The following is a 26,424-nucleotide window of genomic DNA, read 5'->3' as shown; positions in this document are numbered from 1 at the left end:
TGGCTCGTCACCGGTGCCGCCGGAATGCTCGGCCAGGACGTCCTGGCCGAGCTGAAGTCCGCCGGCATCGAGGCCGTGGGCCTGGGCCGCGCCGACCTCGACATCACCGACCCCGCCGCGGTCCGCGCGGCGGTCGAGGGCGTCACCGTGGTCGTGAACTGCGCCGCCTGGACCGACGTGGACGGCGCCGAGACCGCCGAGGACGCCGCGACCGCCGTCAACGGCACCGGTGTGCGGGTCCTCGCCGAGGCCTGCGCCGAGGCGCACGTACGCCTGCTGCACGTCTCCACCGACTACGTGCTCCCCGGCGACGCCGCGGAGCCGTACCGCGAGGACGCCGCGACCGGCCCGCTCAACGCGTACGGGCGCTCCAAGCTGGTCGGCGAGCGGGCCGTGGCCGAACTGCTGCCGCAGGACGGCTACATCGTCCGCACCGCCTGGCTGTACGGCGAGCACGGCCCGAACTTCGTCGCCACCATGCTCAAGCTGGCCGCCCAGCGCGAGACCCTCGACGTCGTCGACGACCAGCACGGCCAGCCCACCTGGTCCCGCGCGCTGGCCCGCCGGCTCGTCGAGCTCGGCCTGGCCGCGCTCAAGGGCCGGGCGATGGGCGGGATCTACCACGGCACCGCGAGCGGCCGCACCACCTGGATGGGGCTCGCCCGCGAGACGTACCGGCTGAGCGGACTCGACCCCGAGCGGATCAGGCCGACCACCTCCGAGGCGTTCGTCCGCCCGGCCGCCCGCCCCGCGTTCAGCGTGCTCGGGCACGACGCCTGGGAGGAGGCGGCGGGCCTGGCCCCGCTCGCCGACTGGCGCGAGCAGCTCGCCCAGGCCCTGGCCACCCCCGCGTTCGGCGCTCTGGCCGCGGCCGCCAGGAAGCACGCCGAGGACAGCGCGGCGAACGGCAGTACGGGATGAAGTCCCTGCTGAGCAGGCTCACCGCGGCGCTGCCGCCGGGCACCGTCGCGGTGGCCGGCGGCACTGTCGTGCTCGGTGCGGCCTCGTACGTCCACCTGGGCGTGGCCGGCCACAGCCTGTCCACCGACGCCATGGCCAACGTCTCGGTGCTGTGGACGATCGTCATGGCGCTGGGCCTCGGCATCTTCTTCCCCATCGAGCAGGAGCTCACCCGGATCGTCGCCGCCCGCGTGGTGCACGGCCAGGGCGCGGCCCCCGTGCTGCGCCGGGCCACGCTGCTGACCTCCGGCATCCTCGGCGCGACCCTGCTCGTCCTCGCGCTGGGCGCGGGCCCGATCGCGGACCTGCTGTTCCGCGGCGACCGCGGTCTGGTCGCGGCTCTCGGCGGCGCGTTCACCGGCATGGCCGTCTGCTACCTGACCCGCGGGGTGCTGGCCGGCCTCGGCCGGTTCGGCGCGTACGGTACGCAGCTCGCCGTCGACGGCGGGCTGCGCATCGCCCTCGCCTTCGGCTGCGCGCTCGCCGGACTGCACTCGGCGCTCGCCTTCAGCCTGGTCCTGGCCGTCGCGCCGATCGCCGCGACGCTGGTCACCCTGCCGGCGCTGCTGCGCGCCGTGGAGCCCGGCGAGGAGATCGCCTGGCGGGAACTGACCGCCGGACTCGGCCTGCTGATCTGCTCGACCCTGCTGTCCCAGGTCGTCGTCAACGCCGCGGTGATGAGCACGAAGCTGCTCGCCCCCACCGACAGCGTGCTGATCGCGGCGCTGCTCAACGCGCTGGTCCTGGCCCGGGTGCCGCTGTTCGTCTTCGGCTCCCTCCAGGCCTCCCTGCTCGGCGGGCTGACCGCCGCCTTCACCGCCGGAGACCGGGCGGCGTTCTCCGCGATGCTGCGCCGGATCGGCGTGGTCGTCGGAGCGCTCGGCCTGCTCGGGGGAGTGCCCGCGACCGTGCTCGGCCCCTGGCTGATCAAGGTCCTGTTCGACGCCGGACCCGTACTGGGCTGTCTCGACTTCTTCCTTTTGTCCGCCGGCACCGTGGCGTACATGTTCGCGATGGTCCTCGGTCAGGCGCTGATGGTATTCAAGCGGCACAACCTGCAACTGCTCTGCTGGGCCGCCGGCACCGTCGTCCTGATCGGTGTCACCTTCGCACCGGGCGAAGTGGCCCTGCGCGTCATCCTGGCCTACGCTCTCGGATCCCTCGCCACCGTGCTCGGTATGCTGGCGGTGCTGAGGCTGAGGTTCCCCGGAGCGGCTCCGGGCGCGACCGAAGGACCCGGGCACAAGGTCGCCGCAAGCCCACTGGGCGCCGGAGCGGTCGGAGAGTGACCATGCCGGCTTCCCGTTCCGACGTCCCACCGATCACCGCGCACGCGCACGTGCCACATTCCGCTGGAGCTACCGTGTCCCAATACGACGACGTCTGGCTGGTCATCCCGGCCTACAACGAGGGCCAGGTGATCGCCGATGTGGTCGAGGGAGCGCGCAAGACCTTCCCGAACATAGTCGTCGTCGACGACGGCAGCTCCGACAACTCGGCCGAGCACATCGCGACGACCGGCGCCCACCTGGTGCGCCACCCCGTCAACCTCGGCCAGGGCGCAGCCCTCCAGACCGGCCTCAAGTACGCCCTCTCGCAGCCCGGCGCCCGGTACTTCGCGACCTTCGACGCGGACGGCCAGCACCAGACGCCCGACGTCGAGAAGATGGTCCGGGTACTGCGCGACGACGAGGCCGACGTGGTCCTCGGCTCGCGCTTCATCGAGCAGAACGGCCAAGTGCCGTGGATCAAGCGCGTGGTGCTGCGTACGGCCGCGTCGGTCAGCCCGACCGCCCGCAAGCTGAAGCTCACCGACTCGCACAACGGTCTGCGCGTGCTCAGCCGCAAGGCCGCCGAGCAGCTGAACATCACCATGAACGGCATGGCGCACGCGTCGGAGATCGTCGGCTTCCTGGCCGGGTCCGGCCTGCGCGTCACCGAGGTCCCGGTGGACATCCTCTACACCGAGTACTCGCGCGCCAAGGGTCAGTCCCTGATCAACGGCGTCAACATCATCTTTGACATCACGATGCGGGAGCGAAGCCGCTGATGAAGTACTTCTGGATCCAGCTGCTGCTCATCGCGGGCTCGGTGTCGATGGCCCTCATGTTCATACGGACGTGGGGCCAGGCGAAGAACCGCGCCTGGAAGCGCATCGCGTTCTCCGTGTTCGTCATCGTCAACGTGTACGCGGTGCTCCGCCCCACGGACGTGACGTGGGTGGCGCACCAGCTCGGCGTCGGCCGCGGCACCGACCTCGTGCTGTACGTCATGGTGCTGGCGATGGGCTTCCTGACCCTCAACACCTTCCTGCGCTTCCGCTCGTTGGAGAAGAAGCTCACGGACCTGGCCCGTACGGTGGCCCTGGCCGAGGGCGCCCGCCACAACGACTCGCGTCTGGGCGGCGCCCCCGCCGTCGTCGCGGCCGAGGCCGTGGCCGAGCCGAAGCCCGAGCCCGCCGACTCCGACTCCGTGAAGGCCTGACGTCCCGTGGTGACCTTCGACTTCATGCTCCCCTACTACGGGGACGTGCGGCTGATGCAGGACGCCGTCCGCAGCGTCCTGGCCCAGACGGACCCGGACTTCCGCCTCGTCGTCGTCGACGACGGCAAGGAGCCGGACGTCCCGGGCTGGTTCGAGGCCCTCGGCGACGAGCGGGTGCACTACACCCGCAACGAGCGGAACCTCGGCATCACGAAGAACTTCCAGAAGTGCGTGCGGCTCTCGGAGGCCGACCACGTCGTCATCATGGGCTGCGACGACCTGCTCCACCCGCACTACCTGGAGACCGTCCGCGCCCTCATAGCCGACAACCCGGGCATCGGCATGGTCCAGCCCGGCGTCGAGGTCATCGACGGTTCCGGGCAGATCGCCTACGGGCTCGCCGACCAGACCAAGCGGCGGCTGTACGCACCGCAGGTCAAGGGGCGGCGCCTGATGGGCGGCGAGGAGCTGGCCACCAGCGTGCTGCGCGGGAACTGGCTCTACTTCCCGTCGATCGCGTGGCGCGGCGAGGCCCTGCGCGGGGTCAACTTCCGCGACGAGTACTCCGTGATCCAGGACCTGGCCCTGGTGGTCGACCTCCTCGAACGCGGCGAGCAGATGGTGATCGACGAGTCCACCACGGTCTTCCAGTACCGCCGCCACGCGGTCAGCGAGTCCTCGGTACAGGCCTTCTCCGGCACCCGTTTCACCGAGGCCGAGCGGTACTTCTCCGCCGTGGCCGACCGGATGGACGCCCGGGGCTGGCCCAAGGCCGCGCGGGCGGCCCGCTTCCACAGCGCCTCCCGCTTCCACGCCATCACGATGCTCCCGGGCGCGCTGCTCCGCGGCCACCGCGAGGGCGTCCGTACGCTCGCCAAGCACGCGTTCACCGCAGGCCAGCGCGCGGACTGACCCGGAGCACCCCAGACAGCGGCCGGCGGGCCCCGCCCCGCGGTGACACCCGCGACGGAATTGGACTGAGATGACACACCTGGCCCCCGAGGTCGTCGGAACGTCCGGCACGGCGCACAGCCGGACCGGTACCGGGACCCCGGACGCCGGACCGGTCTCCTCCCCTTCGGCGGCCCGCCGCCCCTGGACGTCACGGCGCCGGGTGCTCGCGGTCGCCGAGGGGGTCGTCAGCCTCACGGCGGCCCTCGGCTACATGCTGCTGAGCCGGCGCATCGACGTGAACCCGGTCGTGCGCCTCGGCCAGGTCAGCGGCCTCGCCACCCTCCAGACGTACGCCGCGCTCATCGGCCTGCCGCTGCTCGGTCTGCTCCTCTACACCGCCCACCGGGGTGCGGCCCGGCGCCACCAGCTGGTCAAGCGCATGGTCTGCGCCGCCCTGGCGGGCCTGGCCACCGGGGTGATCGCGGGCGGCATCGTCGTCGCGCTGCACGGCACGCCCCATCCGCTCGGCGGCCAGGAGGGCGACCCGGGCGTCCTGATCGACATGGCCAACTCGTTCCTGCACCACGAGGGGATGTCGGGCATCTACCCGCCCGCCTTCCCGGCCCTGATGGCCCTCTGGGCGAAGATCCGCTACAACGGCCGCGGCGAGACCGGCTTCGCCCTGCACGACCTCCAGATCTTCTTCACCGCCGTGGCCGGCCCGATGGCCTACCTGGCCTGGCGGATACTGCTGCGGCCCTTCTGGGCGCTGCTGATCGCGGTCCCGGCCGCCGTGCTGTTCCTGGACCCGATCCGCCCGTACAGCCACATCGTCATGATCGTGCTGCTGCCGCTGCTCGGCTACTGGCTGCGCGAGATGCGCCTGGCGGGCCGGCGGGGGACGCGGCACCTCCTGGTGCGCGGGCTCGTCCTCGGCGTGACCTTCGGCGCGCTGTTCCTCTGGTACTCCGGCTGGTACATCTGGGCCGCGCCGGGCGCACTGGTGGCCGCGCTGTTCTTCTTCCCGTGGCGCCAGGGCGCGGCGACGGTCAAGAAGGCGGGCCTCTACATAGGGGTCACGCTGCTGGCGGCCGGAGTCGTCGGCGCCCCGCTGCTCTACCAGATGGCCCGGCTGGGTGCGGACAACCCCGACCGCTACGCCTTCCTGGCCGTGTACGCGGACCCCGGGTACGTCCTCGGCTGGGTCTCGGACCGGTCCGGGACCCTCACGTACCAGACCTGGCCGGTGGCCGGGGAGATGGCGGGGCAGAGCGGGTTCGCCCTGCTGCTGCTGTTCGGGGTGGGGCTCGGCCTCGGCCTCGGGATGCGCAACATCATGGTGCGCACGGCGGCGGCCGTGCTGGCCGGCGCCTGGCTCGCCCGGTTCTGGTTCGCCGGGCACATGGCCCAGGACAAGGCCGTCCAGCTCTACCCCCGCACCACGTGGATCATCATGTACTGCCTGATGATCCTGGCCGTGCTCGGCATGATGGCCGTGGTCAACCGGGGCTCCGGGTGGATCGAGCGCACGCTCCGCCCGAGGGGCGCCGCCCCGGCTTCCGCTTCCGACTCCGCTTCCGGTTCCGTTTCCGGTTCCGCTTCCCCGGCCGCGTCCGGGGCCGGGCTCGCCCGGGTCGTTCCGCCGCGGGTGGTCCGCCAGCTCGCCGCGGGCATGGTGTGCGTGGTCGCCCTGTTCGCGGCCATGGGCGCCTCCTGGTCGGTCAACCGGTACATGCCCTCGTCCGACGTGGACACGATGGGCATCGACGCGTACCGCGCGCACGAGATCAAGCAGCGGGACGGCAGCTGCCCGCGCTTCTCGCCCCGCGCGAACTGCTGGGACATCGAGAAGGACGACTGGAAGCCCGGTCCCATCCAGAACTTCATCTGGTGCGCCGGCATCGTGGCCGACGACTGGCCCGCCGTCTGCGGGATGGAGGCGCCCAAGCGCGTGCGCTCGCGGGCGGACATCGAGCGGGACGCCGAGGCCGACCGCCTGGCCCGCAAGGAAGCGGCCCAGAAGGAGAAGGACGCCCCCAAGAGGTGACGGCGCGGCGGACCGGTCGCCCCGGGCCGCCGTTCCGGCGTTCCTTGACGCACCCGACGGTACGGACTGTCAGAACCGACCAGTAGCATCCGCCCCAACAGTCGTGTCACATGCGCACGAGCCACAGGGGTGGGGAACACAAGTGAAACTGAGTCGTGTGCGCGGTACCGCTCTGGCGGCCGCGCTCGGCGCCGCAGCAGTGCTGGGCGTTCAGGGAATGGCCGGGGGAGCCGAACTGACGGCCGCCCCGGGGGGTGAGGGAGCGGCGAAGGCGTACAGCGCCGACGCCAAGGAGATCGGACCGGTCGAGGGCGAGCTGCACAAGCTGGCCCTCCAGCCCAAGGGCGCCGGCGAGGCCGTGCTCTCCCGGCAGGAAACGCAGCCCTTCGGCCTGCTGGGCGTGTCCTGGACGGACCCCGCGGCCGAGATGAAGGGCACCATCGAGGCCCGCTCCCGCGACGCCAAGACCGGCGCGTGGTCGAAGTGGATCGCCCTCGACCCGGTGAAGCCCGGGATGGACGGCGTACGGCCCGGCGCGCACGGCTCGACCGAGCCCGTCTGGGTCGGCGCGTCGAACGGCGCCGAGGTGCGCGTCAGCGGCGGCGGCGCACTGCCCGCCGGGCTGGAGCTGAACCTGGTGGACCCGGGCGGCTCGGCCGCCTCGGCGAAGCAGGGCGGCCAGAAGAAGAACGCCGCCCAGAAGAGCGGCGCCGCACGGACCGGCACCCTGAACGCGGCCCCGGCCGCCTCCGCCGCCACCACGGTCGACCCGGGACCGGCCTCCACCGCGCCCCAGCCGGCCGTGGTCTCGCGCGCCGCGTGGGGAGCCGACGAATCGCTGAACGACGAGGGCCCGCTCTACCAGACCAGCGGCAAGATCAAGGCGGTCTTCGTCCACCACACCGCCGACACCCAGCCGTACGACTGCTCGCAGTCCGCGGCGATCGTCCGCGGCATCCACGTCTACCACGTGAAGACCAACGGCTGGCGCGACCTCGGCTACAACTTCCTCGTCGACAAGTGCGGCACGATCTTCGAGGGCCGCCAGGGCGGCATCGACCAGGCGATCATCGGCGCGCACACGTACGGCTGGAACACCGACACGGAGGGCATCGCCGTCCTCGGTGACTACAACGCCGGCGGCGCTTCGGCGGCCGCCCAGGACGCCATCTCCCGTATCGCGGCCTACAAGCTGGGCCAGTACGACGGCGACATGAACGGCACGACCACGCTGACCGCGGGCGCCGCGCAGACCAACTTCTTCGGCACCGCGTTCGAGGTCGGCAAGCAGTACCAGTTCAAGACGGTGTCGGGCCACCGGGACGGCTTCAACACCGAGTGCCCGGGCAACCAGCTCTACGCCCAGCTCGGGTCCCTGCGCACCTCCGGCCCCGCCGCGCAGCTGAAGGTGGGCACCGTCAACGGCGTGCCCGTCCAGCCGGGCGTCGACGCCGCGTCCGACGGCGTCCTGACCGTCGGCTGGTCGACCAGCACGGCCAGCGACCGCATCGGTTCGTTCGAGGTCCTCGTCGACGGCGTCCCGGCGGCCACGGTCTCCGGCACGGCCCGTACGGCGACCTCGATCGTCACCAGCGGCACCCACCAGGTCCAGGTCAAGGCGAACGCGGTCAACGGCAAGACCTCCACCACCCTGCCCGTCAAGGTCGTCTCGGAGGTGAAGCCGGCGAAGTTCACCCCGGTCACCCCGAAGCGCCTGATGGACACGCGCTCGGGCCTCGGCGGCGTGCCGCAGGCGAAGGTCGGCGCGGGCGGCACCGTGACGCTGCCCGTGGCCGGTACGAACGGGGTCCCGGCCGCCGGTGTGACCGCCGTGGTCCTGAACGTGACCGCGACCAACCCCACCGAGCCGAGCTTCGTGTCCGTGTTCCCCAGCGGTACGACGCGGACGAGCGCCTCGAACCTGAACTTCACCCCCGGGCAGACGATCCCGAACCTGGTGGTCGTCCCGGTGGTGGACGGGAAGGTCAGTTTCTTCAACAACCAGGGCACCGTGGACCTGATCGCGGACATCACGGGCTACTTCACCTCGGCCGGTGACGGCGCGACGCACACCAACATCGGTCCGAAGCGGCTGATGGACACGCGCTCGGGCCTGGGCGTCCCGCAGGGCAAGATCGGTGCGGGCGGGGTCGTGACCCTGCCGGTGGCCGGTACGAACGGGATCCCGGCGACGGGCGTGACCGCGGTGGTCCTGAACGTGACGGCGACCAACCCGACGGAGCCGAGCTTCGTGTCGGTCTACCCGAGCGGTACGACGCGGACGAGCGCCTCGAACCTGAACTTCACCCCCGGCCTGACCATCCCGAACCTGGTCGTGGTCCCGGTGGTGGACGGGAAGGTCAGCTTCTTCAACAACCAGGGCACCGTGGACCTGATCGCGGACATCACGGGCTACTTCACCTCGGCCGGTGACGGCGCCTCGCACACGAACATCGGCCCGAAGCGGCTGATGGACACCCGTGCCGGCCTGGGCGTGCCGCAGGCGAAGATCGGTGCGGGCGGCACCGTGACGCTCCAGGTGGCCGGTACCAACGGGATCCCGGCGACGGGCGTGACCGCCGTGGTCCTGAACGTGACGGCGACCAACCCGACGGAGCCGAGCTTCGTGTCGGTGTACCCGAGCGGTACGACGCGGACGAGCGCCTCGAACCTGAACTTCACCCCCGGGCAGACGATCCCGAACCTGGTGGTCGTCCCGGTGGTGGACGGGAAGGTCAGTTTCTTCAACAACCAGGGCACCGTGGACCTGATCGCGGACATCACGGGTTACTTCAGCAAGTAGCAGCAACGTTTCGGCGGGCCCCCAGGACGCGGTCCTGGGGGCCCGTGGACTTTTCAGGGGCGGGACATGGCGAACAACAACAACAACGACGACAGACCGGCGGTCTCCGACGAGGAGTGGGCCCGGTTCATGGAGCAGGCGCGGACGGGCGCGGGCGAGGCCCCGCAGGAGCCCTCCGCCCGGGCGCGCATGGTCACCGCCCGGCTGCGCGCCGAGTCCGCCGAGCCGCCCGGCTGGCGCACCGGTCCTGCCTGGCAGGAGATGCAGGGGCGGGGGAGGGGCAAGCGGCGGCTCAAGGCCGCTGCGGCGGTGGTCTTCATCGCCGCCCTCGCGCTGATCGCCGTACGCCCGGAGCTGGTCATCGACCGGGTCACCGGCAAGGCCGGGCGCGAGGAGAAGGCCCGTGAGCCGCTGCCGGCCGAGACCGCGAGGCCCAGTGCCCCGCCCTCGGCCGTCGACCCGGACCGGCCGACCCTCAAGGAGCCCTTCAAGGGCTCCCCGGCCCTCCAGTGGGCCGACGGGGCGGCCGGGATCGAGCTCCCGGAGGCGCAGGCCGTCGGCGGCATGAGCAGGGAACAGGTCACGGAGGCGCTGGAGAAGGCCAAGCAGTTCCTGGTCTCGGCCAACCTGGACCCGGCGACCCTGCGCGGGGAGCGGCCCGCGGCGGCGCTGGAACTGCTCGACCCGAAGCTCAAGGACGAGCTCGACCGCATCGAGGGCACGCTGACGGCTCCGACGAAGGAGAACGACCCGCTGCACCTGTTCACCCGGGTCAAGCCGGCCGAGCTGAAGCCCGTGGGCGACGTGGTCAAGGTCCGCGGCCGCATGTGGGTGGAGCCCGGCAAGGAGGCCGGCCAGGCCAACGTGCTGGCCGACGTCACCTTCGTCCACCCGTTCGTGAAGGCGAAGCCCGGCTCCGACGAGGTGGCGCGCTCCATCGTGCGGCGCGAGGTCACCTTCTCGATCGCCGACCCGCGCAAGTGGCAGGCCACCGCCGGAAAGCTCTGGCTGGAGCGGTACGACGTCGACCTCGCCAACAGCGCGTGCGACGTGTACGACGGGTACCTGCACCCCACGTTCTCCGACGACGCGCGGACCGGCCCCGCGCCCTCCGGCACGCCCGTGGACCCGTACGACCGGAGCAAGAGCATCGACTCCGGGGTGCCGGAGGGCTGCGGGACCCTGTCGCGCACCTGAGGCCCGTGGGACGGCCCGGGCGGACCCCAAGCGGGGCCCGGGCCGTTCCGCCGCGTGGCGCGGTTTGACCACTCACCGGGGAGGGGTATTCTCTTCGGCCCGATTGGCGCAGTACGTGTCTTGTATGGCAGACTACTCAAGTTGCTCGGCTGAGTGCCGATGCTGCGCGCCTCCCGCCGGGAGGACCGGAAGCGAGTCCCACAGTACTCGTCGCCTTTATCTGCCTTTCGGGGCAGCAATGGGGCGGACGTACGGGAATCTTCTGGGAAGCGTCAGCACGGTGCCTGCCAGGCGCTCGGTGGGTGTTTCTCCCCCGAACCGCGGTCCTGGGACCGCACCCCCTTGGACGAGGGAATTTCCGTATGGGAATTTTCTGTAGAGGGAGTGCGACACGCCCGACCGCGTGGGTCGGAGAGAAGCGGCGGAGAGATCCACAGCCGACCGAGGGCCAGAGCGTTTCCACAACAGACAGGACTACGGAGTAGCCATGGCGGGACAGAAGATCCGCATCCGGCTCAAGGCCTACGACCACGAGGTCATCGACTCCTCGGCGAAGAAGATCGTCGAGACGGTGACCCGCACTGGTGCGTCGGTCGCAGGCCCGGTGCCGCTGCCCACTGAGAAGAACGTGTACTGCGTCATCAAGTCGCCGCACAAGTACAAGGACTCGCGCGAGCACTTCGAGATGCGCACGCACAAGCGCCTGATCGACATCCTCGACCCGACGCCCAAGACCGTTGACTCGCTGATGCGCCTGGACCTTCCGGCCGGCGTTGACATCGAGATCAAGCTCTGAGAGGCGTCGAGAAGATGGCAAAGCAGATCAAGGGCGTCCTGGGCGAGAAGCTCGGCATGACCCAGGTCTGGGACGAGAACAACCGTGTCGTCCCGGTGACCGTCGTCAAGGCCGGGCCCTGCGTCGTTACCCAGGTCCGTACGAACGACATCGACGGCTACGAGTCGGTCCAGATCGCCTTCGGCGAGATCGACCCGCGCAAGGTGAACAAGCCCCTCAAGGGCCACTTCGCCAAGGCCGACGTGACCCCCCGCCGCCACCTGGTGGAGCTCCGCACCTCCGACGCCAGCGAGTACACGCTCGGCCAGGAGATCACCGCCCAGGTGTTCGAGTCCGGCGTCAAGGTTGACGTCACGGGCAACAGCAAGGGCAAGGGCTTCGCCGGTGTCATGAAGCGGCACAACTTCCGGGGCCTCGGCGCCGGTCACGGTGTGCAGCGCAAGCACCGCTCCCCCGGTTCGATCGGTGGCTGCGCCACCCCTGGGCGTGTCTTCAAGGGCATGCGCATGGCTGGTCGTATGGGCAACGAGCGCGTCACCACCCAGAACCTGACCATCCACGCGGTAGACGCGGAGAAGGGTCTGCTCCTCATCAAGGGCGCAGTCCCCGGTCCGAACGGCGGCCTCGTCCTGGTCCGTACCGCGGCCAAGGGGGCTTGAGGTTAATGAGCACCATTGACATCCTTTCGCCGGCAGGCGACAAGGCCGGTACCGTCGAGCTCCCCGCGGAGATCTTCGACGCGAAGACCAGCGTTCCGCTGATCCACCAGGTCGTCGTCGCTCAGCTGGCTGCTGCCCGTCAGGGCACGCACAAGACGAAGACCCGTGGCGAAGTCCGTGGTGGTGGCAAGAAGCCTTACCGCCAGAAGGGCACCGGCCGCGCCCGTCAGGGTTCGACCCGCGCTCCGCAGTTCGCCGGCGGTGGCGTCGTCCACGGCCCGCAGCCGCGTGACTACTCGCAGCGGACCCCCAAGAAGATGAAGGTCGCCGCCCTCCGCGGTGCCCTGTCGGACCGTGCGCGTCACTCCCGCATCCACGTCGTCACCGGCGTGGTCGAGGGTGCTGCCTCCACGAAGGCCGCCAAGACGCTGTTCGGCAAGATCTCGGAGCGCAAGAACCTGCTCCTGGTCGTCGAGCGTGCCGACGAGGCCGCGTGGCTGTCCGCCCGCAACCTGCCCCAGGTTCACATCCTGGAGCCGGGCCAGCTGAACACGTACGACGTGATCGTCTCTGACGACGTGGTCTTCACCCAGGCCGCGCTTGAGTCCTTCGTGTCTGGCCCCAAGGCCGACGAGACCGAAGGGAGCGACGCCTGATGTCCGAGGCGACCGTTACCAGCAAGACCTTCACTGACCCGCGCGACCTGCTGATCAAGCCGGTTGTCTCGGAGAAGAGCTACGCGCTGCTGGACGAGAACAAGTACACGTTCATCGTCGCGCCCGGCTCCAACAAGACCCAGATCAAGCAGGCCGTCGAGGCGGTCTTCGGGGTCAAGGTCACCGGGGTCAACACGATCAACCGTCAGGGTAAGCGCAAGCGCACCAAGACCGGTTTCGGCAAGCGCGCTGACACCAAGCGCGCCATCGTGACCCTCGCTGAGGGCGACCGAATCGACATCTTCGGCGGCCAGGCCTCCTAACGGAGGTCTAGTCGTCCGGAATCGGACGAGGACTGAGAAATGGGTATCCGCAAGTACAAGCCGACGACCCCGGGCCGTCGTGGCTCCAGCGTCGCCGACTTTGTCGAGATCACGCGGTCCACGCCGGAGAAGTCGCTGGTTCGCCCGCTGCACAGCAAGGGCGGCCGTAACAACACCGGTCGGATCACCGTTCGCCACCAGGGTGGCGGACACAAGCGCGCCTACCGCGTGATCGACTTCCGTCGTCACGACAAGGACGGCGTGCCGGCCAAGGTCGCGCACATCGAGTACGACCCCAACCGCACCGCGCGCATCGCGCTCCTGCACTACGCGGACGGCGAGAAGCGCTACATCATCGCTCCCCGCGGTCTGTCCCAGGGCGACCGGATTGAGAACGGCCCCACGGCCGACATCAAGCCCGGCAACAACCTGGCCCTCCGCAACATCCCGGTCGGTACCACGATCCACGCGATCGAGCTCCGTCCCGGTGGTGGCGCCAAGTTCGCCCGTTCCGCGGGTGCCTCCGTGCAGCTGCTGGCGAAGGAGGGCACGATGGCCCACCTTCGTATGCCGTCCGGTGAGATCCGCCTGGTCGACGCGCGCTGCCGCGCGACGGTCGGCGAGGTCGGCAACGCCGAGCAGTCGAACATCAACTGGGGCAAGGCCGGCCGCATGCGCTGGAAGGGCGTTCGCCCCTCCGTCCGCGGTGTCGCGATGAACCCGGTTGACCACCCGCACGGTGGTGGTGAGGGCAAGACCAGCGGTGGTCGCCACCCGGTCTCCCCGTGGGGTCAGAAGGAGGGTCGTACTCGCTCGCCGAAGAAGGCTTCGAGCAAGTACATCGTCCGCCGCCGCAAGACGAACAAGAAGCGCTAGGAGCGGGTTTAGATGCCGCGCAGTCTCAAGAAGGGACCCTTCGTCGACGGACACCTCGTTAAGAAGGTGGACGCTCAGAACGAAGCTGGTACCAAGAACGTCATCAAGACCTGGTCCCGTCGCTCGATGATCATCCCGGCCATGCTGGGTCACACCATCGCGGTGCACAACGGCAAGACCCACGTCCCGGTGTTCGTCACCGAGTCGATGGTCGGCCACAAGCTCGGCGAGTTCTCGCCGACTCGCACCTTCCGCGGCCACGTCAAGGACGACCGGAAGTCGAAGCGCCGCTAAAGGCGGGGTGGTAACGACTATGACTTACACCGAAGGGACAACCATGGAAGCCAGGGCCCAGGCGCGGTACATCCGCGTCACGCCCATGAAGGCCCGCCGCGTGGTGGACCTTATCCGTGGCATGGATGCCACGGAGGCTCAGGCGGTCCTGCGTTTCGCCCCGCAGGCCGCGAGCGTGCCGGTCGGCAAGGTGCTGGACAGCGCCATTGCCAACGCCGCACACAACTACAACCACCCGGACGCCTCCACGCTGGTCATCAGCGAGGCGTACGTGGACGAGGGCCCGACCCTGAAGCGGTTCCGTCCGCGTGCCCAGGGCCGTGCCTACCGGATCCGCAAGCGGACCAGCCACATCACCGTGGTCGTCAGCAGCAAGGAAGGTTCCCGGTAATGGGCCAGAAGGTAAACCCGCACGGGTTCCGGCTCGGCATCACCACCGACTTCAAGTCGCGTTGGTACGCCGACAAGCTGTACAAGGACTACGTCAAGGAAGACGTCGCCATCCGTCGGATGATGACGTCCGGCATGGAGCGCGCCGGCATCTCGAAGGTTGAGATCGAGCGCACCCGTGACCGCGTGCGTGTGGACATCCACACCGCTCGTCCGGGCATCGTCATCGGCCGCCGTGGCGCCGAGGCCGACCGCATCCGCGGTGACCTCGAGAAGCTCACGGGCAAGCAGGTCCAGCTGAACATCCTCGAGGTCAAGAACCCCGAGCTCGACGCTCAGCTGGTTGCCCAGGCCGTTGCCGAGCAGCTCTCCTCCCGCGTCTCCTTCCGTCGTGCCATGCGCAAGAGCATGCAGGGCACGATGAAGGCCGGCGCCAAGGGCATCAAGATCCAGTGTGGCGGTCGCCTCGGCGGCGCCGAGATGTCCCGCTCCGAGTTCTACCGCGAGGGTCGTGTGCCGCTGCACACGCTGCGCGCGAACGTGGACTACGGCTTCTTCGAGGCCAAGACCACCTTCGGCCGTATCGGTGTGAAGGTCTGGATCTACAAGGGCGACGTCAAGAACATCGCCGAGGTTCGCGCCGAGAACGCTGCGGCCCGTGCGGGTAACCGCCCGGCCCGTGGTGCCGGCGCTGGCGACCGTCCCGCCGGCCGTGGTGGCCGTGGTGGCGAGCGCGGCGGCCGTGGTGGCCGCAAGCCGCAGCAGGCTGCTGGTGCCGAGGCCCCCAAGGCCGACGCTCCCGCCGCCGCTCCGGCTGAGAGCACCGGAACGGAGGCCTGACCGACATGCTGATCCCTCGTAGGGTCAAGCACCGCAAGCAGCACCACCCGAAGCGCCGCGGTATGGCCAAGGGCGGTACTGAGGTCTCGTTCGGCGAGTACGGCATCCAGGCGCTTACCCCCGCCTACGTGACGAACCGCCAGATCGAGGCGGCTCGTATCGCGATGACCCGTCACATCAAGCGTGGCGGCAAGGTCTGGATCAACATCTACCCGGACCGTCCGCTGACGAAGAAGCCGGCCGAAACCCGCATGGGTTCCGGTAAGGGTTCTCCCGAGTGGTGGATCGCGAACGTGCACCCGGGCCGGGTCATGTTCGAGCTGTCCTACCCGAACGAGAAGATTGCTCGTGAGGCGCTCACCCGCGCTGCTCACAAGCTTCCGATGAAGTGCCGGATTGTTCGGCGCGAGGCAGGTGAGTCGTGATGGCGACGGGAACCAAGGCGTCCGAGCTGCGTGAGCTCGGCAACGAGGAGCTCGTTGGCAAGCTGCGCGAGGCCAAGGAGGAGCTGTTCAAGCTCCGCTTCCAGGCGGCCACGGGTCAGCTGGAGAACAACGGCCGGCTCAAGTCCGTCCGTAAGGACATCGCTCGCATCTACACCCTGATGCACGAGCGTGAGCTCGGTATCGAGACGGTGGAGAGCGCCTGATGAGCGAGAAGAACGTGACTGAGACGAACGAGCGCGGCTTCCGCAAGACCCGTGAGGGTCTCGTCGTCAGCGACAAGATGGACAAGACCGTCGTCGTCGCCGTCGAGGACCGCGTCAAGCACGCGCTGTACGGCAAGGTCATCCGCCGTACGAACAAGCTCAAGGCTCACGACGAGCAGAACGCTGCTGGCGTCGGCGACCGCGTCCTCATCATGGAGACGCGTCCGCTGTCGGCGAGCAAGCGCTGGCGCATCGTCGAGATCCTCGAGAAGGCCAAGTAAGCATCTGAGGGGTTTCCCTCGGATTCGTTCCGCCAGGCTCGGTGGGGGCCTCGCTCCTCGGAGTGAAGCCCCCGCCGGGAACCGGCAGACAAACAGGAGATAGACGTGATCCAGCAGGAGTCGCGACTGCGTGTCGCCGACAACACTGGTGCCAAGGAGATCCTTTGCATCCGTGTTCTCGGTGGCTCCGGTCGCCGCTACGCGGGCATCGGTGACGTCATCGTCGCCACCGTCAAGGACGCGATCCCCGGTGGCAACGTGAAGAAGGGTGACGTCGTCAAGGCGGTCATCGTTCGCACCGTCAAGGAGCGCCGCCGCCAGGACGGCTCGTACATCCGCTTCGACGAGAACGCCGCTGTCATTCTCAAGAACGACGGCGACCCTCGTGGCACCCGTATCTTCGGCCCCGTGGGCCGTGAGCTGCGCGAGAAGAAGTTCATGAAGATCATCTCGCTCGCGCCGGAGGTGCTGTAAGCATGAAGATCAAGAAGGGCGACCTGGTCCAGGTCATCACCGGTAAGGACAAGGGCAAGCAGGGCAAGGTCATCGCGGCCATGCCCAGCGAGAACCGCGTCCTCGTCGAGGGTGTCAACCGGGTCAAGAAGCACACCAAGGCCGGTCAGACCGCTGGTGGTTCGCAGGCCGGTGGCATCGTGATCACCGAAGCGCCGATCCACGTCAGCAACGTTCAGCTGGTTGTGGAGAAGGACGGCCAGAAGGTCGTCACCCGCGTCGGTTTCCGCTTCGACGACGAGGGCAACAAGATCCGCGTTGCCAAGCGGACGGGTGAGGACATCTGATGGCTACCACTCCGCGTCTCAAGACGAAGTACCGCGAGGACATCGCGGGCAAGCTGCGTGAGGAGTTCTCGTACGAGAACGTCATGCAGATCCCCGGCCTCGTGAAGATCGTGGTCAACATGGGTGTGGGCGACGCCGCCCGCGACTCCAAGCTGATCGACGGCGCCATCCGCGACCTGACGACGATCACCGGTCAGAAGCCGGCCGTCACGAAGGCCCGCAAGTCCATCGCGCAGTTCAAGCTGCGTGAGGGTCAGCCGATCGGCTGCCACGTCACCCTCCGTGGTGACCGCATGTGGGAGTTCCTGGACCGTACGCTGTCGCTCGCGCTGCCGCGTATCCGTGACTTCCGTGGTCTGTCGCCGAAGCAGTTCGACGGCCGTGGCAACTACACCTTCGGTCTCACGGAGCAGGTCATGTTCCACGAGATCGACCAGGACAAGATCGACCGTACCCGGGGTATGGACATCACCGTGGTCACCACGGCGACCAACGACGCTGAGGGCCGCGCGCTCCTTCGTCACCTCGGCTTCCCCTTCAAGGAGGCGTAAGCGAGATGGCGAAGAAGGCTCTCATCGCGAAGGCTGCCCGCAAGCCCAAGTTCGGTGTGCGTGCGTACACCCGCTGCCAGCGCTGCGGTCGTCCCCACTCCGTGTACCGCAAGTTCGGCCTGTGCCGCGTCTGCCTTCGTGAGATGGCTCACCGTGGCGAGCTGCCGGGCGTGACCAAGAGCTCCTGGTAATTCGCCCTCGTCCGAAAGGACTTGGGGAGTACCAGGCACTCTCGGTAAGCATCTGGTCGGTGGGTGCCCTGCTCCGCATGCCGTAGGCTTGTGGGGTTGGGCGTCCGCCGTCCATAACGACTTACTACGCCGTAGGTCCCCGCACCGCACCCGTCCCGCCACTGAGCGGGGAGAGGGATGGCGCATACAGGAAACCCCGGCGAGAGAGGCCGAAGGCCACTTCATGACCATGACTGACCCGATCGCAGACATGCTGACCCGTCTGCGTAACGCTAACTCGGCGTACCACGACACTGTCGTGATGCCGCACAGCAAGATCAAGTCGCACATCGCGGAGATCCTCAAGCAGGAGGGTTTCATCACCGGCTGGAAGGTCGAGGACGCCGAGGTCGGCAAGAACCTCGTCCTCGAGCTGAAGTTCGGGCCGAACCGTGAGCGCTCCATCGCGGGCATCAAGCGGATCTCGAAGCCCGGTCTGCGCGTGTACGCAAAGTCCACCAACCTGCCGAAGGTGCTCGGCGGCCTGGGCGTGGCGATCATCTCCACGTCCCACGGTCTGCTCACCGGCCAGCAGGCAGGCAAGAAGGGCGTAGGTGGGGAAGTCCTCGCCTACGTCTGGTAGTCGGGAACGGAGGAAAAGCAATGTCGCGAATCGGCAAGCTCCCCATCCAGGTTCCCGCCGGTGTGGACGTCACCATCGATGGCCGCACGGTCGCGGTGAAGGGCCCCAAGGGTCTCCTCTCGCACACCGTCGCCGCGCCGATCGAGATCGTCAAGGGTGAGGACGGCGTTCTGAACGTCACCCGCCCGAACGACGAGCGTCAGAACAAGGCCCTGCACGGCCTGTCCCGCACGCTGGTGGCGAACATGATCACCGGTGTGACCACGGGATACGTCAAGGCTCTCGAGATCAGCGGTGTCGGTTACCGCGTCGCCGCGAAGGGCTCCGCTCTGGAGTTCCAGCTTGGTTACAGCCACCCGATCCTGATCGAGGCGCCCGAGGGCATCTCCTTCAAGGTCGAGTCGCCCACCAAGTTCTCGGTCGAGGGCATCGACAAGCAGAAGGTCGGCGAGGTCGCCGCCAACATCCGCAAGCTGCGGAAGCCCGACCCGTACAAGGCCAAGGGTGTCAAGTACGCCGGCGAGGTCATCCGCCGCAAGGTCGGAAAGGCTGGTAAGTAGCCATGGCATACGGTGTGAAGATCGCCAAGGGCGACGCGTACAAGCGCGCTGCCAAGGCTCGCCGCCACATCCGCATCCGCAAGAACGTCTCGGGTACGGCGGAGCGTCCGCGCCTCGTCGTGACGCGTTCCAACCGCAACATCGTTGCTCAGGTCATCGACGACCTCCAGGGTCACACCCTGGCGTCCGCGTCGACCCTGGACGCTTCGATCCGCGGTGGCGAAGGCGACAAGAGCTCGCAGGCCCAGGCTGTCGGCGCGCTCGTCGCCGAGCGTGCCAAGGCCGCGGGTGTCGAGACCGTCGTGTTCGACCGCGGTGGCAACCGATACGCCGGGCGCATTGCCGCTCTGGCTGACGCCGCCCGCGAAGCCGGGCTGAAGTTCTAAGCCCCGGTTCCGGGACTCACGGACGTAACAGAGAGAGGTAATCCAATGGCTGGACCCCAGCGCCGCGGAAGCGGTGCCGGTGGCGGCGAGCGGCGGGACCGGAAGGGTCGCGACGGTGGCCCTGCCGCCGAGAAGACCGCTTACGTTGAGCGCGTTGTCGCGATCAACCGCGTCGCCAAGGTTGTCAAGGGTGGTCGCCGCTTCAGCTTCACCGCGCTGGTCGTGGTGGGCGACGGTGACGGCACTGTAGGTGTCGGTTACGGCAAGGCCAAGGAAGTTCCCGCGGCCATCGCCAAGGGTGTCGAGGAAGCCAAGAAGAACTTCTTCAAGGTTCCGCGCATCCAGGGCACCATCCCGCACCCGATCCAGGGCGAGAAGGCGGCCGGCGTTGTCCTGCTGAAGCCTGCTTCCCCCGGTACCGGTGTTATCGCCGGTGGCCCGGTGCGCGCCGTTCTGGAGTGCGCCGGCGTTCACGACATCCTGTCGAAGTCGCTCGGCTCCGACAACGCGATCAACATCGTGCACGCGACCGTGGCGGCCCTCAAGGGCCTGCAGCGTCCCGAGGAGATCGCGGCTCGCCGCGGTCTGCCCCTTGAGGACGTCGCCCCCGCGGCTCTCCTTCGTGCGCGTGCTGGGGCGGGTGTCTAATGGCCCGCCTCAAGATCACGCAGACGAAGTCGTACATCGGCAGCAAGCAGAACCACCGCGACACGCTGCGTTCGCTCGGGCTCAAGCGCCTGAACGACGTGGTCGTCAAGGAGGACCGCCCCGAGTTCCGCGGAATGGTTCACACCGTCCGCCACCTCGTGACGGTTGAGGAGGTTGACTAATCATGGCTGAGAACAGCCCGCTGAAGGCCCACAACCTCCGTCCCGCCCCCGGCGCCAAGACCGCGAAGACCCGTGTCGGTCGTGGTGAGGCGTCGAAGGGTAAGACGGCCGGTCGTGGTACGAAGGGCCAGAAGGCCCGTTACCAGATCCCGCAGCGCTTCGAGGGTGGGCAGATGCCCCTCCACATGCGTCTGCCGAAGCTCAAGGGCTTCAAGAACCCGTTCCGCACCGAGTTCCAGGTTGTCAACCTGGACAAGCTCGGCGCTCTCTACCCCGAGGGTGGAGAGGTCACGGTGGCCGACCTGGTCGCCAAGGGCGCGGTGCGCAAGAACAGCCTCGTCAAGGTCCTGGGCCAGGGCGAGATCTCCGTGGCGCTGACGGTTTCGGTTGACGCCGTTTCCGCCTCCGCCAAGGAGAAGATCGCCGCTGCCGGCGGCACCGTCACCGAGCTCGTCTAAGACGAACTTTGTGACAAATAGCGAGTAAAACCCGACCGGGGATGCCTCACATATGGGGCATCCCCGGTTGGTCGTTCCACGGGGGGCGCAGTCGCCGGTAAGGTGGCCTGCACCTTTGCTTGTACGTATTCGTCGATCCCTCAGACCGTCACCTCTGACGCAGTAGCGCGGGGGTCGCAGGAGGCACCGTGCTCACCGCGTTCGCCCGGGCGTTCAAGACGCCCGACCTGCGCAAGAAGCTGCTCTTCACGCTCGGCATCATCGTGCTGTTCCGGCTCGGGTCCCACATCCCGGTACCCGGCGTGAGCTACAAGAACGTTCAGATCTGTGTCGACCAGGCCGGGAGCAGCAACAGCCTCTTCGGTCTCGTCAACATGTTCAGCGGCGGTGCGCTGCTGCAGATCACGATCTTCGCGCTCGGCATCATGCCGTACATCACGGCGAGCATCATCCTGCAGCTGCTGACCGTGGTCATCCCGAAGCTGGAGAACCTCAAAAAAGAGGGTCAGTCCGGCACGGCGAAGATCACTCAGTACACGCGCTATCTGACGGTCGCACTCGCGATCCTGCAGGGCACCGGCCTCGTGGCCACCGCCCGCACTGGTGCCCTGTTCCAGGGTTGCCAGGTCGCCAGCCAGATCGTCCCGAACCGGTCGATCTTCACCACCATCGTCATGGTCATCACCATGACCGCGGGTACCTGTGTCGTCATGTGGCTCGGTGAGCTCGTGACCGACCGCGGCATCGGCAACGGCATGTCGATCCTGATGTTCATCTCCATCGCCGCCGGCTTCATCGGCGCCCTGTGGCAGATCAAGCTCCAGGGCAAGATCGCCGACGGCTGGGTCGAGTTCGGCGTGGTCATCCTCGTCGGCCTGGCCATGGTCGCGCTCGTGGTCTTCGTCGAGCAGGCGCAGCGTCGGATTCCGGTCCAGTACGCGAAGCGCATGATCGGCCGCCGCGCGTACGGGGGCACCTCGACCTACATCCCGCTCAAGGTGAACCAGGCCGGTGTCATCCCGGTCATCTTCGCCTCGTCGCTCCTGTACATCCCGGCGCTGATCGTGCAGTTCAGCGGCTCGACCGCCGGCTGGGCCACCTGGATCCAGAAGCACTTCGTCAAGGGCGACCACCCGTACTACATCGCGGCCTACTTCCTCCTGATCGTCTTCTTCGCGTTCTTCTACGTGGCGATTTCTTTCAACCCCGAGGAAGTTGCAGACAACATGAAGAAGTATGGTGGGTTCATCCCGGGTATCCGTGCCGGCCGACCCACCGCCGAGTACCTGAGCTACGTGCTCAACCGGATCACCTGGCCGGGGTCGCTGTACCTGGGTCTCATCGCTCTTGTGCCGACGATGGCGTTGGCCGGCTTCGGAGCGAACCAGAACTTCCCGTTCGGCGGGACGAGCATCCTCATCATCGTGGGTGTGGGTCTGGAAACCGTGAAGCAGATCGAGAGCCAGCTCCAGCAGCGCAATTACGAAGGGTTCCTCCGCTGATGCGAATCGTCCTCGTCGGACCGCCCGGTGCGGGCAAGGGAACGCAGGCCGCGTTCCTTGCGAAGAACCTGTCGATCCCGCACATCTCCACGGGCGACCTCTTCCGGGCCAACATCAGCCAGAACACCGAGCTGGGCCAGCGCGCGAAGGCGTTCATGGACGCCGGTGACCTCGTCCCCGACGAGATCACCATCGGCATGGCCAAGGACCGGATGGAACAGCCGGACGCCGTGAACGGCTTCCTGCTGGACGGCTTCCCGCGCAACGTCTCCCAGGCGGAGGCGCTGGACGAGATGCTGCAGGCCGCGAGCATGAAGCTGGACGCCGTCCTCGACCTGGAGGTCGAGGAGGACGAGGTCGTCAAGCGCATCGCCGGCCGCCGGATCTGCCGCAACGACTCCGCGCACGTCTTCCACGTCGTGTACGCGGCGCCGAAGGCCGAGGGAGTCTGCGACACCTGCGGCGGCGAGCTCTATCAGCGCGACGACGACTCCGAGGCGACCGTGCGCAACCGGCTTGAGGTCTACCACACGCAGACCGAGCCGATCATCGACTACTACAAGGCCCAGGGCCTGCTGGTGACCATCCCCGCCCTCGGTGAGGTCGCGGACGTCACGCAGCGTGCGATGGACGCCCTCAAGAAGTAGTTTCCCCCGCTGTGCAGGTACGGCCGCGATGTCCCCAGGGCATCGCGGCCGTACTGTTGAGAAGACCCGAACCGAAGGTGGAAGGCCCCGTCCATGGTGCAGATCAAGACCCCCGAGCAGATCGCGAAGATGCGCGAGGCAGGGCTGGTCGTCGCCGCGATCCACGCGGCGACCCGTGAGGCGGCCGTGCCGGGCGCCACGACGCGGGATCTGGACATGGTGGCCCGCAAGGTCATCGCGGATGCCGGGGCCAAGTCGAACTTCCTCGGCTACGGCGGCTTCCCCGCGACGATCTGCACGTCCGTGAACGAGGTCGTCGTCCACGGCATCCCCGACGACAAGACGGTCCTCAAGGACGGCGACGTCATCTCCATCGACGCCGGCGCGATCGTCGACGGCTGGCACGGCGACGCGGCGTACACGGCCTTCGTGGGCACGGGGCACGCTCCGGAGCTGATCGAGCTCTCCCGGGTGACCGAGGAGTCGATGTGGGCCGGCATCGCCGCGATGAAGCTCGGCAACCGCCTCGTGGACATCTCCAAGGCGATCGAGGGCTACATCCGCCGCCAGCCGCGGCCGGCCACGGGCAAGTACGGGATCATCGAGGACTACGGCGGCCACGGCATCGGGTCCGAGATGCACATGGACCCGCACCTGCTGAACTACGTCTCCCGCAAGCGGGGCAAGGGCATCAAGCTGGTCCCGGGCGTGTGCCTGGCGATCGAGCCCATGGTCTCCCTGGGCACCCCCCAGACGGAGGTCCTGGCGGACGACTGGACGGTCATCACCACCGACGGCACCTGGTCCTCGCACTGGGAGCACTCCATCGCCCTGACCGAGGCGGGCCCCATCGTCCTGACGAGCCCGGACTGCGGCAAGGCCAAGCTGGCGGAGTACGGCGTGACCACTGCGCCGGATCCCCTTGGTTAATGATCTACGCTGTAGGGCAAACTTTCCGGATTCGTCTTTCTGGGTGCCCTGACGTAGACTGACTCGTCGGCTCCTTTGCACCCGCATGTCCTCATGCGAAGGCGGGGAGCTGATCAAGGTAGCCGATTCGAAGGGCGAAGCGTGGCCAAGAAGCAAGGTGCCATCGAAATCGAGGGCACCGTGATCGAGTCCCTCCCGAACGCGATGTTCAAGGTGGAACTGCAGAACGGTCACAAGGTCCTCGCGCACATCAGCGGCAAGATGCGTATGCACTACATCCGCATCCTCCCGGATGACCGGGTCGTTGTGGAGCTGTCTCCGTACGACCTGACGCGTGGCCGGATCGTCTACCGATACAAGTAGATCTTGTCTTCACTCCTGCCTGGGCGCACGTCCCGGCACGGGTGGTGGCACTGACCCGGAGAACCTCACCAACATGAAGGTCAAGCCGAGCGTCAAGAAGATCTGCGACAAGTGCAAGGTGATCCGCCGTCACGGTCGGGTCATGGTCATCTGCGACAACCTGCGCCACAAGCAGCGCCAGGGCTGACGCACGCCGACCGACCTGCACTACGCAGTTCTTCGCGCGACGTAAGAAAACGTACATACGCAGAGCCCGCCCAGCCCTGAGAGGGGCCGGCGGCACCTCCGGCGGGGGCCGGGGACCCGGACGTACCACCACCCATCAGGTGTGGTCGGCGGTCGGGAGTGGTTCTGCGGAAGACCCCCGAACACACAGGAGCCATTGAATGGCACGCGTTTCCGGTGTTGACATCCCGCGCGAAAAGCGCGTGGAGATCGCACTCACCTACGTCTTCGGTATCGGGCGCACCCGGTCCAAGGAGATCCTCGCCTCCACCGGCGTGAACCCGAACACCCGCGTTCGTGACCTGGCCGAAGAGGACCTCGTCAAGATCCGCGAGTACGTGGACGCCAACCTCCGTACCGAGGGTGACCTCCGCCGCGAGATCCAGGGCGACATCCGCCGCAAGATCGAGATCCAGTGCTACCAGGGTATCCGCCACCGTCGCGGCCTCCCGGTGCACGGCCAGCGCACCAGCACGAACGCGCGTACCCGCAAGGGCCCGCGTCGCGCGATCGCCGGTAAGAAGAAGCCGGGCAAGAAGTAGTCCTGTTCAGCGGTCTTGCGCTGTAGGACCGACCACCTCCCGTAGGAGATTTAGATGCCCCCCAAGGGTCGTCAGGGCGCTGCCAAGAAGGTGCGCCGCAAGGAAAAGAAGAACGTCGCTCACGGGCACGCCCACATCAAGAGCACGTTCAACAACACGATCGTCTCGATCACGGACCCCTCGGGCAACGTGATCTCCTGGGCCTCCGCCGGCCACGTCGGCTTCAAGGGCTCGCGCAAGTCCACCCCCTTCGCCGCGCAGATGGCCGCCGAGTCGGCCGCCCGCCGCGCGCAGGAGCACGGCATGCGCAAGGTCGACGTCTTCGTCAAGGGTCCGGGCTCCGGCCGCGAGACCGCGATCCGCTCCCTCCAGGCCACCGGCCTTGAGGTCGGCTCGATCCAGGACGTCACCCCCACCCCGCACAACGGCTGCCGTCCGCCGAAGCGCCGCCGCGTCTGACGCAGCGGGCGCACCTGTGCGTCTTTGAGTGTCCGGGCGGTCCGTTCTCCTGCGGGAGGACGTACCGCCCGTACCCTTGCTGTACCTGGCTTTACCCGTCGGGCGTCAAATAGTGGGCGTCCACGACTGAAGGAACACAGACATGCTTATCGCTCAGCGTCCTTCGCTGACCGAAGAGGTCGTCGACGAGTACCGCTCGCGGTTCGTGATCGAGCCGCTGGAGCCGGGCTTCGGCTACACCCTCGGCAACTCGCTGCGCCGCACGCTCCTGTCCTCGATCCCGGGTGCCGCTGTCACCAGCATCCGCGTGGACGGCGTCCTGCACGAGTTCACCACCGTGCCCGGTGTCAAGGAAGACGTCACCGACATCATCCTCAACATCAAGCAGCTGGTCGTCTCCTCGGAGCACGACGAGCCGGTCGTGATGTACCTGCGCAAGCAGGGTCCCGGCCTGGTCACCGCTGCCGACATCGCGCCCCCGGCCGGTGTCGAGGTGCACAACCCGGACCTCGTCCTCGCCACGCTCAACGGCAAGGGCAAGCTGGAGATGGAGCTGACCGTCGAGCGCGGTCGCGGCTACGTCTCCGCCGTCCAGAACAAGCAGCTGGGCCAGGAGATCGGCCGCATCCCGGTCGACTCCATCTACAGCCCGGTCCTCAAGGTCACCTACAAGGTCGAGGCGACCCGAGTCGAGCAGCGCACCGACTTCGACAAGCTCATCGTCGACGTCGAGACCAAGCAGGCCATGCGCCCGCGCGACGCCATGGCGTCCGCCGGCAAGACCCTGGTCGAGCTGTTCGGTCTGGCGCGCGAGCTCAACATCGACGCCGAGGGCATCGACATGGGCCCGTCCCCGACGGACGCCGCCCTGGCCGCCGACCTGGCGCTGCCGATCGAGGAGCTGGAGCTCACCGTTCGGTCGTACAACTGCCTCAAGCGCGAGGGCATCCACTCCGTGGGTGAGCTCGTCGCCCGCTCCGAGGCCGACCTGCTCGACATCCGCAACTTCGGTGCGAAGTCGATCGACGAGGTCAAGGCGAAGCTGGCCGGCATGGGCCTGGCCCTCAAGGACAGCCCGCCCGGATTCGACCCGACCGCCGCCGCCGACGCCTTCGGTGCCGACGACGACGCGGACGCCGGTTTCGTCGAGACCGAGCAGTACTAAGAAAAGACTTTCCCGGGGCGGCCGCCCCGGGGGAACTGACACCG

37 protein-coding genes are annotated in these 26,424 nt (G+C 68.0%); all 37 read left to right on the top strand.

Annotation, left to right across the window (positions count from 1 at the left end; translation table 11 throughout):
• Positions 1 to 24: 24 nt before the first annotated feature.
• The 37 genes from rfbD (at position 25) to ACFYXV_RS04780 (ending at position 26,380) form a co-directional block, all read left to right on the top strand.
• Entirely contained in the window at positions 25 to 921 is an 897-nt protein-coding gene (gene rfbD / locus ACFYXV_RS04960) for a dTDP-4-dehydrorhamnose reductase (RefSeq protein ID WP_389382119.1), read from the top strand.
• Positions 918 to 2,249, top strand: a complete 1,332-nt coding sequence (locus ACFYXV_RS04955) for a lipopolysaccharide biosynthesis protein (RefSeq protein ID WP_385467958.1) — start codon at positions 918 to 920, stop codon at positions 2,247 to 2,249. The genes rfbD and ACFYXV_RS04955 overlap by 4 nt, the downstream gene beginning before the upstream one ends.
• A gap of 74 nt (positions 2,250 to 2,323) precedes the next feature.
• Positions 2,324 to 3,010 carry a glycosyltransferase family 2 protein gene (locus ACFYXV_RS04950; protein WP_366100269.1) on the top strand — a complete coding sequence of 229 codons (687 nt, stop codon included), beginning with the start codon at positions 2,324 to 2,326 and terminating at the stop codon, positions 3,008 to 3,010.
• Entirely contained in the window at positions 3,010 to 3,444 is a 435-nt protein-coding gene (locus ACFYXV_RS04945) for a DUF2304 domain-containing protein (protein WP_385467962.1), read from the top strand. The genes ACFYXV_RS04950 and ACFYXV_RS04945 overlap by 1 nt, the downstream gene beginning before the upstream one ends.
• Before the next feature lie 6 nt (positions 3,445 to 3,450).
• Positions 3,451 to 4,356 carry a glycosyltransferase family 2 protein gene (locus ACFYXV_RS04940; protein ID WP_389382012.1) on the top strand — a complete coding sequence of 302 codons (906 nt, stop codon included), beginning with the start codon at positions 3,451 to 3,453 and terminating at the stop codon, positions 4,354 to 4,356.
• A gap of 70 nt (positions 4,357 to 4,426) precedes the next feature.
• Positions 4,427 to 6,385: a hypothetical protein gene (locus ACFYXV_RS04935; protein WP_385467967.1), complete on the top strand. Its 1,959-nt coding sequence runs from the start codon at positions 4,427 to 4,429 to the stop codon at positions 6,383 to 6,385.
• 157 nt (positions 6,386 to 6,542) lie between these two features.
• Positions 6,543 to 9,188: an N-acetylmuramoyl-L-alanine amidase gene (locus tag ACFYXV_RS04930; RefSeq protein ID WP_389382011.1), complete on the top strand. Its 2,646-nt coding sequence runs from the start codon at positions 6,543 to 6,545 to the stop codon at positions 9,186 to 9,188.
• Between the two features lie 66 nt (positions 9,189 to 9,254).
• Positions 9,255 to 10,385, top strand: coding sequence for a hypothetical protein (locus ACFYXV_RS04925; RefSeq protein ID WP_389382010.1), 1,131 nt, complete (start codon positions 9,255 to 9,257; stop codon positions 10,383 to 10,385).
• A 487-nt stretch (positions 10,386 to 10,872) separates the two neighbouring features.
• The gene (gene rpsJ / locus ACFYXV_RS04920) at positions 10,873 to 11,181 is read left to right on the top strand and encodes a 30S ribosomal protein S10 (protein WP_003948644.1); all 309 of its coding nucleotides are present in this window, start codon (positions 10,873 to 10,875) and stop codon (positions 11,179 to 11,181) included.
• 14 nt (positions 11,182 to 11,195) lie between these two features.
• Positions 11,196 to 11,840: a 50S ribosomal protein L3 gene (gene rplC, locus ACFYXV_RS04915; protein WP_008739720.1), complete on the top strand. Its 645-nt coding sequence runs from the start codon at positions 11,196 to 11,198 to the stop codon at positions 11,838 to 11,840.
• Positions 11,841 to 11,845: 5 nt separating this feature from the next.
• On the top strand, positions 11,846 to 12,496 hold the full coding sequence (gene rplD / locus ACFYXV_RS04910) for a 50S ribosomal protein L4 (protein WP_030026322.1): 651 nt from the start codon (positions 11,846 to 11,848) through the stop codon (positions 12,494 to 12,496).
• Positions 12,496 to 12,819 carry a 50S ribosomal protein L23 gene (gene rplW, locus ACFYXV_RS04905; protein WP_030154694.1) on the top strand — a complete coding sequence of 108 codons (324 nt, stop codon included), beginning with the start codon at positions 12,496 to 12,498 and terminating at the stop codon, positions 12,817 to 12,819. Before rplD ends, rplW begins: the two co-directional genes overlap by 1 nt.
• Before the next feature lie 39 nt (positions 12,820 to 12,858).
• Positions 12,859 to 13,695, top strand: coding sequence for a 50S ribosomal protein L2 (gene rplB / locus ACFYXV_RS04900; protein WP_030298213.1), 837 nt, complete (start codon positions 12,859 to 12,861; stop codon positions 13,693 to 13,695).
• A gap of 12 nt (positions 13,696 to 13,707) precedes the next feature.
• On the top strand, positions 13,708 to 13,989 hold the full coding sequence (gene rpsS, locus ACFYXV_RS04895) for a 30S ribosomal protein S19 (protein WP_030154697.1): 282 nt from the start codon (positions 13,708 to 13,710) through the stop codon (positions 13,987 to 13,989).
• 43 nt (positions 13,990 to 14,032) lie between these two features.
• Positions 14,033 to 14,380, top strand: coding sequence for a 50S ribosomal protein L22 (rplV, locus tag ACFYXV_RS04890; protein WP_007265904.1), 348 nt, complete (start codon positions 14,033 to 14,035; stop codon positions 14,378 to 14,380).
• Positions 14,380 to 15,219 (top strand): 30S ribosomal protein S3, encoded by an 840-nt coding sequence (gene rpsC / locus ACFYXV_RS04885; protein WP_007265905.1) that lies wholly within the window; start codon positions 14,380 to 14,382, stop codon positions 15,217 to 15,219. The genes rplV and rpsC overlap by 1 nt, the downstream gene beginning before the upstream one ends.
• 5 nt (positions 15,220 to 15,224) lie before the next feature.
• Entirely contained in the window at positions 15,225 to 15,644 is a 420-nt protein-coding gene (gene rplP, locus ACFYXV_RS04880) for a 50S ribosomal protein L16 (protein WP_030026326.1), read from the top strand.
• Positions 15,644 to 15,868, top strand: coding sequence for a 50S ribosomal protein L29 (gene rpmC, locus ACFYXV_RS04875; protein ID WP_008739703.1), 225 nt, complete (start codon positions 15,644 to 15,646; stop codon positions 15,866 to 15,868). The genes rplP and rpmC overlap by 1 nt, the downstream gene beginning before the upstream one ends.
• On the top strand, positions 15,868 to 16,149 hold the full coding sequence (gene rpsQ, locus ACFYXV_RS04870; protein ID WP_030026328.1) for a 30S ribosomal protein S17: 282 nt from the start codon (positions 15,868 to 15,870) through the stop codon (positions 16,147 to 16,149). The genes rpmC and rpsQ overlap by 1 nt, the downstream gene beginning before the upstream one ends.
• A 105-nt stretch (positions 16,150 to 16,254) precedes the next feature.
• Complete coding sequence (rplN, locus tag ACFYXV_RS04865) at positions 16,255 to 16,623, top strand: 50S ribosomal protein L14 (RefSeq protein ID WP_003956455.1); 369 nt, start codon at positions 16,255 to 16,257, stop codon at positions 16,621 to 16,623.
• A gap of 2 nt (positions 16,624 to 16,625) precedes the next feature.
• The gene (gene rplX / locus ACFYXV_RS04860; RefSeq protein WP_030154701.1) at positions 16,626 to 16,949 is read left to right on the top strand and encodes a 50S ribosomal protein L24; all 324 of its coding nucleotides are present in this window, start codon (positions 16,626 to 16,628) and stop codon (positions 16,947 to 16,949) included.
• Complete coding sequence (gene rplE, locus ACFYXV_RS04855; protein WP_030154702.1) at positions 16,949 to 17,500, top strand: 50S ribosomal protein L5; 552 nt, start codon at positions 16,949 to 16,951, stop codon at positions 17,498 to 17,500. The genes rplX and rplE overlap by 1 nt, the downstream gene beginning before the upstream one ends.
• Positions 17,501 to 17,505: 5 nt before the next feature.
• The gene (locus tag ACFYXV_RS04850; RefSeq protein ID WP_003956452.1) at positions 17,506 to 17,691 is read left to right on the top strand and encodes a type Z 30S ribosomal protein S14; all 186 of its coding nucleotides are present in this window, start codon (positions 17,506 to 17,508) and stop codon (positions 17,689 to 17,691) included.
• Between the two features lie 223 nt (positions 17,692 to 17,914).
• The gene (rpsH, locus tag ACFYXV_RS04845) at positions 17,915 to 18,313 is read left to right on the top strand and encodes a 30S ribosomal protein S8 (protein WP_007265911.1); all 399 of its coding nucleotides are present in this window, start codon (positions 17,915 to 17,917) and stop codon (positions 18,311 to 18,313) included.
• Positions 18,314 to 18,333: 20 nt separating this feature from the next.
• The gene (rplF, locus tag ACFYXV_RS04840; protein WP_030154703.1) at positions 18,334 to 18,873 is read left to right on the top strand and encodes a 50S ribosomal protein L6; all 540 of its coding nucleotides are present in this window, start codon (positions 18,334 to 18,336) and stop codon (positions 18,871 to 18,873) included.
• A 2-nt stretch (positions 18,874 to 18,875) separates the two neighbouring features.
• Entirely contained in the window at positions 18,876 to 19,259 is a 384-nt protein-coding gene (gene rplR / locus ACFYXV_RS04835; RefSeq protein WP_030008471.1) for a 50S ribosomal protein L18, read from the top strand.
• Between the two features lie 45 nt (positions 19,260 to 19,304).
• The gene (rpsE, locus tag ACFYXV_RS04830; protein ID WP_030864431.1) at positions 19,305 to 19,907 is read left to right on the top strand and encodes a 30S ribosomal protein S5; all 603 of its coding nucleotides are present in this window, start codon (positions 19,305 to 19,307) and stop codon (positions 19,905 to 19,907) included.
• On the top strand, positions 19,907 to 20,089 hold the full coding sequence (gene rpmD, locus ACFYXV_RS04825; RefSeq protein ID WP_005313525.1) for a 50S ribosomal protein L30: 183 nt from the start codon (positions 19,907 to 19,909) through the stop codon (positions 20,087 to 20,089). The genes rpsE and rpmD overlap by 1 nt, the downstream gene beginning before the upstream one ends.
• A gap of 2 nt (positions 20,090 to 20,091) precedes the next feature.
• Positions 20,092 to 20,547: a 50S ribosomal protein L15 gene (rplO, locus tag ACFYXV_RS04820; RefSeq protein ID WP_030154704.1), complete on the top strand. Its 456-nt coding sequence runs from the start codon at positions 20,092 to 20,094 to the stop codon at positions 20,545 to 20,547.
• Between the two features lie 188 nt (positions 20,548 to 20,735).
• Positions 20,736 to 22,049, top strand: coding sequence for a preprotein translocase subunit SecY (secY, locus tag ACFYXV_RS04815; protein ID WP_030154705.1), 1,314 nt, complete (start codon positions 20,736 to 20,738; stop codon positions 22,047 to 22,049).
• Complete coding sequence (locus ACFYXV_RS04810) at positions 22,049 to 22,696, top strand: adenylate kinase (protein WP_383340480.1); 648 nt, start codon at positions 22,049 to 22,051, stop codon at positions 22,694 to 22,696. Before secY ends, ACFYXV_RS04810 begins: the two co-directional genes overlap by 1 nt.
• A gap of 93 nt (positions 22,697 to 22,789) precedes the next feature.
• The gene (map, locus tag ACFYXV_RS04805) at positions 22,790 to 23,626 is read left to right on the top strand and encodes a type I methionyl aminopeptidase (RefSeq protein ID WP_030154708.1); all 837 of its coding nucleotides are present in this window, start codon (positions 22,790 to 22,792) and stop codon (positions 23,624 to 23,626) included.
• Positions 23,627 to 23,767: 141 nt separating this feature from the next.
• Positions 23,768 to 23,989 (top strand): translation initiation factor IF-1, encoded by a 222-nt coding sequence (infA, locus tag ACFYXV_RS04800; RefSeq protein ID WP_003956442.1) that lies wholly within the window; start codon positions 23,768 to 23,770, stop codon positions 23,987 to 23,989.
• A gap of 73 nt (positions 23,990 to 24,062) precedes the next feature.
• Complete coding sequence (rpmJ, locus tag ACFYXV_RS04795; protein ID WP_003956441.1) at positions 24,063 to 24,176, top strand: 50S ribosomal protein L36; 114 nt, start codon at positions 24,063 to 24,065, stop codon at positions 24,174 to 24,176.
• 199 nt (positions 24,177 to 24,375) lie between these two features.
• On the top strand, positions 24,376 to 24,756 hold the full coding sequence (gene rpsM, locus ACFYXV_RS04790) for a 30S ribosomal protein S13 (protein WP_007265919.1): 381 nt from the start codon (positions 24,376 to 24,378) through the stop codon (positions 24,754 to 24,756).
• Positions 24,757 to 24,810: 54 nt separating this feature from the next.
• Entirely contained in the window at positions 24,811 to 25,215 is a 405-nt protein-coding gene (gene rpsK, locus ACFYXV_RS04785) for a 30S ribosomal protein S11 (protein WP_003956432.1), read from the top strand.
• Positions 25,216 to 25,357: 142 nt separating this feature from the next.
• Complete coding sequence (locus tag ACFYXV_RS04780; RefSeq protein WP_007265920.1) at positions 25,358 to 26,380, top strand: DNA-directed RNA polymerase subunit alpha; 1,023 nt, start codon at positions 25,358 to 25,360, stop codon at positions 26,378 to 26,380.
• Positions 26,381 to 26,424: the final 44 nt, after the last annotated feature.

It is taken from the genome of Streptomyces sp. NPDC002181 (assembly GCF_042890485.1).
Lineage (GTDB): Bacteria > Actinomycetota > Actinomycetes > Streptomycetales > Streptomycetaceae > Streptomyces.
This window is presented reverse-complemented; position numbering and strand designations above follow the sequence as displayed.